Below are 9,737 nucleotides of genomic sequence, written 5' to 3'. Positions count from 1 at the left end.
CCAGGGCCGATGACGACGCGCGGCTGATGGCCAGGATCCGCACGATCAAGCCGTTGCGAGCCCACCAGGGCTGATGACGACCCTAAGTCCCGACCGCCGCGGCCTGGTCGTCCCCCCGTTGCGAGCCCACCAGGGCTGATGACGACCGGTGATCCGGTGAGCACCCAGGGCCAGGCGTGGGTGTTGCGAGCCCACCAGGGCCGATGACGACGCCGGACCTCCCCCAGCCCGCCCCGTCGTCGGCCTGGTCCTGGCCGTGTTGCGAGCGCACCAGGGCTGATGACGACCCGGGGGTAGACGATCGGGGGCGCCGCGGTGGTCACGTTGCGAGCCCCCCAGGGCTGATGACGACCCTAAGGCCCGACCGCCGCGGCCTGGTCGTCCCCCCGTGGCGAGCCCACCAGGGCTGATGACGACGCTGCACAGCAGGGCGGCCGTCCGCGCCGCGGCGTGTTGCGAGCCCACCAGGGCTGATGACGACCCGGACATGCCGTACGCGGTCCACTCCTCCAGCGCCTGTTGCGAGCCCACCAGGGCTGATGACGACCCGGGGGAAGACGATCGGGGGCGCCTCGGTGGTCACGTTGCGAGCCCACCAGGGCTGATGACGACACGTGGTCCGCGCGCAGTGGGAAGAGCTGACGGACGCGTTGCGAGCCCACCAGGGCTGATGACGACCCGCGGTCTGGGACCGGCGGCGCGGACGCACGCTGGCGTTGCGAGCCCACCAGGGCTGATGACGACGAGCTGCATCTGCTCGGACGCTTTCTCGTCCCACTGTTGCGAGCCCACCAGGGCTGATGACGACTCGAACAGGTCGATGTCCCGGTGCGTGTAGACCGGTTGCGAGCCCACCAGGGCTGATGACGACCCGAGGGTAAAACTGCTGGCCGACAGGCGTCCACAGGCTCACCTCCCGGGTGATTTTGCAGCGACTCGCCGGTAGTGCAACGTCGCAGGTCAGAAGGTTTTGCGTCACGCTCCACGCACCTTCCAAGCTGAAGGCCAGCAGGCGTTGCCCCGCCCCTGGCAGCCGGTTGTCAGTGCGGGGCGTTAGCTTGCCATCAGTAGTCATCCCGTAACGCGTTGCGTCCCGGTCGGGCTGCCCGGGGCCGCTTGAAGCACATACCATCAATCGGCGGATTCCATGACAAGCTTGAAGAAATTACCATTCTACCTATCTAGTCCAGCTACCGTGCTCTCTATGCCAGTTGGATCGCACCCCGAGACCGGAAAGACCGTCGTGTGGAAGCGGAACGGTGAGTCGCGATGCGCGTGAGGGTCGATGTTGAAGCGGATGCGCCGAGTCTGCGTTGGGAGGATGTGCACGGACCGGCGCGGGCTGTGGTCTACGGCCTGCTCGGTGAGCAGAACCCGGAGCTGGCGCAGTCCCTGCACGACGAGGGCTGGCGGGGGCATCGGCTGAAGCCGATCGGTGTGACGAGTCCGCAGTTCAAGGGGGCGCCGCGTAAGAGGGGGGTGTACACCACCTCCTCTGAGGGGTCGGTGTGGTTCGGGTCGCCGGTCCCGGAGATCGCGGCGGCGCTGGTGGCCGGGCTGGCGTCCCGTACCGAGATCGTGTGGGGGGCGGCCCGCCTGCGGGTGCGTGGCTTCACCGTCGACGTCGGCGCTCCGGGAGATCCTGACGGCGGCGTCGTGGAGCTGGCCACGGCCACGCCGGTCGTTCTCCGGCACGAGGGGCGCGAACTTCTTCCTGGTGACGAGCACTTCGTGGCATGCATGGAGCACAACCTGGTCCACAAGGCCGAGGTGCTCGGGCTGCCCGCGCCTCGTGGGCTGCGGGTGCTGGAGGCGGGGCCGAGGCGCCGGTTCGCGGTGCGTGGGGCGCCGCGGATCGGGGCGCAGGTGCGGGTGGCGGTGGAGGCCGATCCCTGGTTCGTGGAGGCGATCCGGTCGTGGGGGCTGGGGCTGGACACGGTGCAGGGCTTCGGGTGGATCCGATGACCGTCATGGAGAGGGCCGGTGGGCTCGTCGCCACGGGTCATCCGCTGCAGCGTGCCGGAGCCTGGGCGGTGGCCGTGATGGCCGGGCGGGAGCTGCCGGAGCAGGTGGGCGCCGACGATCTAAACGGCGTCGCGGACACCGTTGTACGGGACGCGGTCGCGGCGGCCGTCGCGGCGAAGACCGACCCGTGTTACGACTGGTGGAAGGTCCTGTTCGCGCTGTACCCGAACTCGAAGGCCACTCACGCCAGTCGCCCGCGTGACGCGGTGGTCCTTCGGGACGCGCTAGCGGAGATGTTCGTGCCGGACGACCCCGCCGGCAGGGTCCTGCCGTGCACCTTCTGCGGCGCGGACGCCGCAGCGGTGTGGGCGAAGTCGACGCTGCCGATGTTCGACAGCAACAAGGCGCTGAACACGCTGCCGCCCGGGGTACAGGGCTGGCCTGTGTGCCGAGGTTGCCGGGTGGCGATGTGGGCGCTGCCGTATGGCGCGTGGGTGACGGCGGGTTCGGCGACGGTGCTGTCCTGCGAGAGTCGGCAGGCTGAGCGGGAGTTCGCCGTACGCAATGTGCGGCGTGCCCGGCGCATCATCCAGGCGGGTTTCACCAGTCTGAGCACGGGCGCCTCTCCGGAACTCGTGGTCCTGCGCGCCTTGCGCAACGTGGGGCGCGAACTGTCGGCGACGACGCTGTGGAGCTTCAAAAATGACAACCAGGAACCGTGGCTGCGGGTGACCCGCACCCGCAGGGCGGTGCCGGTCTTCCTGGCTGCGGTGGACGGCAACGCGCCCTTGCGGCGCGGCTGGCGGCTGATGGAGATCGCTTTCACCCAGCGCGATGGGGACGGGCGGGTGACCGCTGCCGGGCCGGTCGAGGCGGCGCGCCTGCTGTTCGAGGCCGAGGACGGCCGCAGCCGTTCGCTGCTGGGGCAACTGCACCGGCTGCTGTGGGAGACCGAACGCTGGAGCAGCCAGGATCGTGCGGCTCTGACTCGGCTCGCGTTCGCTTACGAGAAGGAGATTCACGGCGTGGAGCCGGACCTGAGCGGAGTGGCGAACCTGATCGCCACCTGGATCGAGCATGGAAGCGGCAGTCCGAGGGGCCGCCTGGCCCAGTACGGGAAAGCCGCGCTGGACGGCTACCGACTGGGGCTTCTCCTCCATCAGGCGAGCCTTCGGCTGAGGTACGACGGCCGACCTGTTCATGTGGGGTCTGACGAAGCGCGTCCTTTCGTCCAGCAGCGTCCCCGTGCGTGGGAGCAGCGGGTCTTGCTGTCCCTAGAGGTGCAGCGCCTTCTCGATGAGCGTGGCGTCGCAGTCAACGCCCGGCCGGAAGATCCCCGCGAGCGGGAGCAGATCGAGCGGCTGATTCAAGAACCGCCGCTGGACCTTATGGACGACGATGATGAATTCGGAGCGGTGTGATGGCGTATCTCGCAGGCAAGATGGTCCTCGCGGTCGAGGCGGGCGCGCCCAACAACGGGCGTGGGGAGGAGACCACGGCGCGCGTGAAGTTCGCTACCGTCCGTGGCAGGCGACACCCGTATATCTCGGCGCAGGCGGTGCGCCGCTGGATTCGCGACGGCATGGCCGAGCGGGGCTCCGTCCCCTCACCCGTCACCAGGGTGGGTAGGGCACAGGGCCGGGCGCAGAAGGCGAACACGGAGGCGGACCCGATCCGCTACGCCGACGACGACCTGTTCGGCTACATGCGGGCGGGGGCGAAGAAGGACGACGCGGCCACCACGCTGCGCGACAGCCCGTTCCTGCTGGGGACCCTCATGTCGGTTACGCCGGTCCGGCCCACCGAGGACTTCGGTGTGATGTCCCGCGGCGTGACCGAACCGGTGCTGCACGGCCATGAGTTCTACACCGCTGACCTGGCCGCCCCGTTCCTGCTCGACCTGCCGCGCATCGGCACCTTCACGCTGCCGAACACCGACGGTGTGGGGCGGCCGAACTACTTGACCACCGAGCAGGCCCTCCAGGTCGCCGAGGCGGCGGCGGCCGGCGCGACCGCCATGACGTTCCGTGGCCAGGCGGCTGTCCGGCTGCCGGTCGAGGAGCGCGCGCGGCGTGCCGCGCTGCTGCTGGAGGCGATGGCCAACCTCAGCGGCGGGGCCAAGCAGGCGCTGCACTACGGGGACCGGGTCCCGGCCGTGATCGTGCTGGTGCCGTTCATGGGAGGGGTCAATCCGCTGGCCAACGTCATCGACGGTGATGAGGTCACCGGTCTGCGGGTGCGCGGTGACGTGCTACGCAAGGAGCTGGCGGCGTGGAGCGGGGAGTGGGAGACGCCGGTGCGCATCGGCTGGCGGCCCGGATTCCGCGACGAGCTGCGGGAGGCGTTCGAGAAGGAATGCAAGCAGGAACTCCGCGACCGTGACTTCGTCATCGACCACCCCAGGACGATCCTGCGCGGCCTGGCGGGCGACCTGCGGAACGGGAAGCTGAACGCGTGGTTCGACGACCCGTCCCGGTGACCGCCGTGCCGCGCGACGAGCCCCTGGCGGCCTGGCGGCTGGAGTTCCACGCGCCCGTGGCCTCCTTCCGCGATCCGCTCTTCCTCGGCCCCGCCCACGGTCTGCCGGTGCCGCCGCCCTCGACCGTACGGGGGCTGCTGGCCGCCGCCACCGGCGAGCTGTCGGAGTCGCTGCCGTTCGGTATGGCGGCCTGGTCCGAAGGCGGCGGCGTGGACGCGGAGACGTACCACCCCATCGCCGCGGACGGCGCGAACCCGTCCGTGTCCGGCAGGGTGCGCGCGGGCAAGGGCGGTATGACCATTCGCAACCGCCCCTTCCTGGTCGGCGTGCACCTAGCGGTGTGGCTGCCCGGCGCGGACGGGGACCGCATCGCGCGCGCCTTCCGGCGGCCGCGCTGGCCGTTGCGGCTGGGCCGATCGCAGGACCTGGTCCATGTCACCGGACGCGAGCAGGTCGTACTGGAACCTGCCGAGGAGGCGGTTGTCGGTCACGCGCTGGCGCCGGTCGACGGTCACCAGGTGCCGGACGCGCTCGTTCACCGTATGGCGGCGTCCGTGGCGGCCGACCGGGTGACCACAGCCTGGACGGACTACCTGTGGTGCGACATCCCGGCAGGTAGGCACCGCGTGCACGGCGCCTACCTGGACCGTGAGTACGACGACGGCGTCCACCCAGGCGCCGGGAAGGGGAGGGCCGTGTGGCTGCTGCACCCCTGACCGGCCCCGTGGCCGGGCGGCCTCCCCGGCGGCGCGCTCTCAGCGACCTCCGCGCGAAGTCCAGGCCGAAGGAGGATCCGGAGCGGCTGACCACCCACTCCCGTACGGTGCACGACACTGTCGCCCAGATCGAGGCACGCGTCGGAAGCGCAGGAGTCCTGGCCACCGTGCCCGCCTTCTGGTCCCGGGTGCGTAAGGCGGCCCTCCTGCACGATGTCGGCAAGGTCGCGGAAGGCTTCCAGCGGCAGGTCGAGCCGGGCGGCAGCGTCTGGGGAGAGCGGCACGAGGTGCTGTCGCTCGCCTACGTCGACCTGCTCGCCACGGCGGCCGGGTGGAGCGCCGAGGACCGCCTGATGATCGCGACCCTGGTGGCCACCCACCACCGGGCCCTGCACGCCGAGTCCTCCGAGGACGGCGGGAAGCCGTGCCTGGCGCGAATGTACAACGACCAAACCAAGTGGGACGAAGCCTTCTACATCACCCCGGGCCCGACCCCCGACCAGAGCCTGACCCAGGTCACCGCGGGCCTGCACAAAGAGCTACTGGCCTGGCTGAGCGGCTTCCTCGCCTTGGACCCGCCACCGCCCGCTCCCGGCGCGCCGACACTCGCCCAACGGGCCAAGCACCTGCTGGAACAGCTCCTCGACGCCTGGCGGCAGCCTGTCAAACCCCACCAGGGGCTGATGGCGGTCCTGGCCCAGGGGGCCCTCACCCTCGCCGACCGGGCCGGCTCCGCGCACGTGAGCCTGCAGACCCACCTGCCGCTGCCGCCGGACTACCTGGCCCGCATGCCGTACGAGCCCTACGCCCACCAGCGGCAGGCGGCCGACACCGGCGGGCACCTGATCCTCGTGGCACCCACCGGCAGCGGCAAGACCGAAGCAGGACTGGCATGGGCCGCCCGGCAGATCACCGGCATGCCGGGCCTGCCCCGCGTGGTGTGGACCCTGCCCTACCGGGCCTCCCTGAACGCGGCCCGCCGCCGCTTCGCCGACAGCCTCATCCCCGCCCCCGGCGAGCGGAAGGCCGACATCGGACTGCTGCACGGCACGGTGGCGCAGACCCTGCTCGCGGAGGCGGTCGAGGACGACTGTGCGGGCGGCGCCCCGGGTGCCGAGCCGACCGACGACCAGGCCCGCAAGGCCCGGGCGCAGGCGGGCGCGATGCGGCTGTTCACCCAGCGGATGCGGGTGGCGACGCCGCACCAGCTCCTGCGCGCAGCCGTCGCCGGACCGGCGTACTCCTCCGTCCTCCTCGAACAGGCCAATTCCCTGTTCGTCCTGGACGAGCTGCACGCCTACGAACCCGCCACCTTCGGTCGGCTGTGTGCCGCCATGCGGCTGTGGGAGCGGCTCGGCAGCCGGGTCGCCGTCCTGTCCGCCACCCTGGCCGACGTGGTGACCGACGTCATCGAGGAGAGCCTGGAACAGCCCGTGGCCCGGTACCAGGCGCCGCCGGGCACCAGCCCCGTACGGCACCGCCTGGTCCTGGACAAGTCCCCCATCACCGCGGCGGCCAGCGTCGAGCGGCTGCGATCCTGGCTGCACGAGGGCCACAGCGTGCTGGTCGTCGTCAACAGGGTGGCCGACGCCCAGAAACTGTTCGGCCTGCTCGCCGACGACGCGCGCGCGGCATCGCCAGGCGACCCCTGCGCGGCCCTGCTACTGCACTCGCGCTTTAAAAACCGCGACCGCGACGACATCGAAAAGGCCCTCCTGCGGCGCCACCCCGAGCGCCGCCCCGGCGAGCGTCCGAGGCGCGGCGGCCTGGTCGTCGCCACACAGGCGGTTGAGGTCTCCCTCCAACTCGACTTCGACCGCGGAGCGGTGGAGAACGCCCCAATCGAAGCCGTCGCCCAGCGGGCCGGCCGCGTCAACCGGCGCGGACTCCACCCCGAGGGAGCCGTCGAGTTCCGCGTCCACCCCACCGAGCAACCCCGGCCCTACCAGCCCGCAGCGGTCGAGGCCGCCTGGACCGCTCTCACCGCCCTGTTCCCCGAGGGCACCGGCACCCTCAGCGAACAGGACATCGACCGCCTCCTCCACCACGCCTACGCCACACCGTGGGGCGAGGAATGGCTGAAGGAGGCGCGCCGCCACCGTGACGCCTTCGCCGAGGAATTCCTCAGCTTCACCGACCCCTTCCACGACCGCTGGGAGTACGCCAGGAAGCTCAGCGAGCGGTTCGACAGCGTGGAGGTCCTGCACCGCGAAGACGAGGAGGAGTACCGGAGCCTGGTCAGGGACAGGAAGAGGGACCCGCTGCTCGCCGCCCGGCTGCTCATCCCCCTCCGGTACCAGCAGCTCAGAAGCTACAACGCGACGGTCGACCGGCACCTGCGCGTCCACCTGATCGACGGCGAGTACGACACCACCCTTGGCCTTCGCCCCCCATCGGCGACCGCGACGGAGACGATCCTGTGACCCATCCGGACGACCCCGCCACGGCCGACGACGACGGCGCGCTCGGCGGCGTGCACATCAAGTACCTCCACCACTGCCCGCGCCAGCTGTGGCTGTATACGCGCGGCTACCGGCCCGAGCAGCGCAGCGACCTGGTGGCCTTCGGCGAGGTGGTCAACGACACCACCTTCACCCGCCGACACGACATCGATCTGGGCGAGGCGAAGATCGACTGGGTCACCACCGGCGCGGTCGTCCACGAGACCAAGTCCTCCCGCGCCCCTTCCCCGGCCCACGCCGCCCAGGTACGGCACTACTGCCTCCTGCTGGAGCGCCGGGGCATCACCGTACGGGGCGGCACCGTCCACTACCCACTGGTCCGCCGCACCCTCGACGTGCCATGGGACGACGACGCCCGGACGCAAGCCGAGGCCGACGAGGACCGGGCTCGTACGGTCATCGCCGCGGCCGAACCACCCGCACGCCTGGCTCGCGCCCAGTGCCGCGGCTGCTCCTACCTCGACTACTGCTGGGGAGATTGATGCCCGCCGCCGGCCGCACCTACTGGCTGACCGAACCCTGCCGCATCCGCCGCGAGGACAACAGCATCCGCGTCGAACGCCCCGACAGCAGCCCGGTGCGCATCCCCATCACCGACATCCGCGACCTGATCGCCTTCGACCACGTCGACCTCAACACCTCGGCCATGTCCCTGCTCAGCCGCAACGGCGTCACCCTGCACGTCCTGGACCACTACGGCAACCACGCCGGCCACTTCACCCCCGCCGAATCCATGGCCTCAGCCGCCGTCGTACGCCGCCAAGTCGACCTCACCGCCGACCCCGACCGCCGCACCGACATCGGCCGCTCCCTCGTCCTGGCCGCCGCCGAGAACCTGCGCTGGGCCCTGGACACCGACCTCCTCGACCCCGCCCTGGAATCCCTGCGCACCGCCCTACCCCACTGCCCCGACGCCGGCGCGATCATGGGCCAGGAAGGCAACTACCGGCGCACCGCCTGGGCCGTCCTGGACACCCAGCTCCCCGCCTGGCTCCGCCTCAACGGCCGCACCCGCCGCCCCCCGACCAACGCCGGCAACGCCTTCGTCAGCTACCTCAACTCCCTCGTCTACGCCCGCGTGCTGACCGCCCTGCGCAGCACCCCGCTCCACCCGGCCATCGGCTTCCTCCACGCCGACACCGACCGCCGCCGCAACACCCTCGCCCTCGACCTGGCCGAACCCTTCAAACCCCTCTTCGCCGAACGCCTCCTGAAACGCACTGCCCACCAGAAGGTCCTCAAGCCCAGCGACTTCGAGACCGACATCGCCCGTGCCTCCCTCAGCACCGACGGCCGCAAGAAGATCGCCGCCCTGGTCCGCGAGGAACTCGCCACCACCGTCCACCACCGCACCCTCAAACGAAAAGTCAGCTACGAAGAACTCATCCACCTCGAAGCACTCAAAATCGTCCGCCTGTGCCTGGAAGACAAGCCCTACAAACCCTTCCGCCCCTGGTGGTGACCGAAAATCTTCGTCATCCTCGTCTACGACACCGCCACCGAACGCAACCCCAGAATCCTGAAAACCTGCCGCAAATACCTCCACTGGACCCAGCGCAGCGTCTTCCAAGGCGAGCTTTCTGCTGCCCAATACCGAGCCTTGACAGCCGCCCTCCGCGCCGAGATCGATCCCGAATACGACAGCATCATCACCTACACCGCACGATCCCCGGACATGGTGGAGTCCACTGCGCTGGGGGTCGCCTTGGGCGGCCCAGGAGAAATCCTCTGACCTGGGACGATGCACTATCGGCGGGCTGCTGCAGAAGGTGTCGGCATGGCTGGGCTGGGTGCCGGGTTGACCTTGAGCTTTACCCTCGGGTCGCTATCAGCCCAGGTGGGTTTGCAACTGGGTGCCGGTGGAGCGGCAGGTGAGGCCATCCGGGGTCGCTATCAGCCCAGGTGGGTTTGCAACCGGAGACCGGCGACCCGGATGGCTGCTCGCCGTGGGGTCGCTATCAGCCCAGGTGGGTTTGCAACACCAGGCCGACCAGCAGGGCTCTGCCTCCAACCGGTGTCGCTATCAGCCCAGGTGGGTTTGCAACGCCAGGTGGACGACGACGCCGTTGCGCTTGCACGCGGTCGCTATCAGCCCAGGTGGGTTTGCAACACGTC

8 protein-coding genes and 2 CRISPR repeat arrays are annotated in these 9,737 nt (G+C 70.3%); all 8 genes read left to right on the top strand.

Going from position 1 to position 9,737, the window contains the following annotated elements; translation table 11 throughout:
- Nucleotides 1–52 precede the first annotated feature (52 nt).
- Nucleotides 53–871: a CRISPR direct-repeat array (repeat unit 29 nt; unit sequence GTTGCGAGCCCACCAGGGCTGATGACGAC).
- 452 nt (nucleotides 872–1,323) lie between these two features.
- The 8 genes from cas6 to cas2 are packed head-to-tail and all read left to right on the top strand — an operon-like array spanning nucleotide 1,324 to nucleotide 9,354.
- Nucleotides 1,324–1,965, top strand: a complete 642-nt coding sequence (gene cas6 / locus RKE29_RS06600) for a CRISPR-associated endoribonuclease Cas6 (RefSeq protein WP_312004101.1) — start codon at nucleotides 1,324–1,326, stop codon at nucleotides 1,963–1,965.
- The gene (locus RKE29_RS06595) at nucleotides 1,962–3,386 is read left to right on the top strand and encodes a hypothetical protein (RefSeq protein WP_312004100.1); all 1,425 of its coding nucleotides are present in this window, start codon (nucleotides 1,962–1,964) and stop codon (nucleotides 3,384–3,386) included. Before cas6 ends, RKE29_RS06595 begins: the two co-directional genes overlap by 4 nt.
- Nucleotides 3,386–4,444, top strand: a complete 1,059-nt coding sequence (gene cas7i, locus RKE29_RS06590) for a type I-B CRISPR-associated protein Cas7/Cst2/DevR (protein ID WP_312004099.1) — start codon at nucleotides 3,386–3,388, stop codon at nucleotides 4,442–4,444. The genes RKE29_RS06595 and cas7i overlap by 1 nt, the downstream gene beginning before the upstream one ends.
- On the top strand, nucleotides 4,420–5,160 hold the full coding sequence (gene cas5 / locus RKE29_RS06585; protein ID WP_312004098.1) for a CRISPR-associated protein Cas5: 741 nt from the start codon (nucleotides 4,420–4,422) through the stop codon (nucleotides 5,158–5,160). Before cas7i ends, cas5 begins: the two co-directional genes overlap by 25 nt.
- Nucleotides 5,142–7,583 (top strand): CRISPR-associated helicase Cas3', encoded by a 2,442-nt coding sequence (cas3, locus tag RKE29_RS06580; RefSeq protein ID WP_312004097.1) that lies wholly within the window; start codon nucleotides 5,142–5,144, stop codon nucleotides 7,581–7,583. Before cas5 ends, cas3 begins: the two co-directional genes overlap by 19 nt.
- Nucleotides 7,580–8,104: a CRISPR-associated protein Cas4 gene (locus tag RKE29_RS06575; protein WP_312004096.1), complete on the top strand. Its 525-nt coding sequence runs from the start codon at nucleotides 7,580–7,582 to the stop codon at nucleotides 8,102–8,104. The genes cas3 and RKE29_RS06575 overlap by 4 nt, the downstream gene beginning before the upstream one ends.
- Complete coding sequence (cas1b, locus tag RKE29_RS06570; RefSeq protein WP_312004095.1) at nucleotides 8,104–9,084, top strand: type I-B CRISPR-associated endonuclease Cas1b; 981 nt, start codon at nucleotides 8,104–8,106, stop codon at nucleotides 9,082–9,084. The genes RKE29_RS06575 and cas1b overlap by 1 nt, the downstream gene beginning before the upstream one ends.
- A 6-nt stretch (nucleotides 9,085–9,090) precedes the next feature.
- Entirely contained in the window at nucleotides 9,091–9,354 is a 264-nt protein-coding gene (gene cas2 / locus RKE29_RS06565) for a CRISPR-associated endonuclease Cas2 (RefSeq protein WP_312004130.1), read from the top strand.
- A gap of 86 nt (nucleotides 9,355–9,440) precedes the next feature.
- Nucleotides 9,441–9,732: direct repeats of the CRISPR family, unit length 31 nt; unit sequence GGGTCGCTATCAGCCCAGGTGGGTTTGCAAC.
- Nucleotides 9,733–9,737 lie beyond the last annotated feature (5 nt).

The sequence above is a fragment of the Streptomyces sp. B1866 genome, assembly GCF_031932565.1.
Taxonomy (GTDB): Bacteria; Actinomycetota; Actinomycetes; order Streptomycetales; family Streptomycetaceae; genus Streptomyces.
This window is presented reverse-complemented; position numbering and strand designations above follow the sequence as displayed.

What these genes read in the sequence shown, in the direction of transcription:
- RKE29_RS06595 (WP_312004100.1), top strand. Translation starts at nt 1,962, where the DNA reads ATGACCGTCATGGAGAGGGCCGGTGGGCTCGTCGCCACGGGTCATCCG.
- cas7i (WP_312004099.1), top strand. Translation starts at nt 3,386, where the DNA reads ATGGCGTATCTCGCAGGCAAGATGGTCCTCGCGGTCGAGGCGGGCGCG.
- cas1b (WP_312004095.1), top strand. Translation starts at nt 8,104, where the DNA reads ATGCCCGCCGCCGGCCGCACCTACTGGCTGACCGAACCCTGCCGCATC.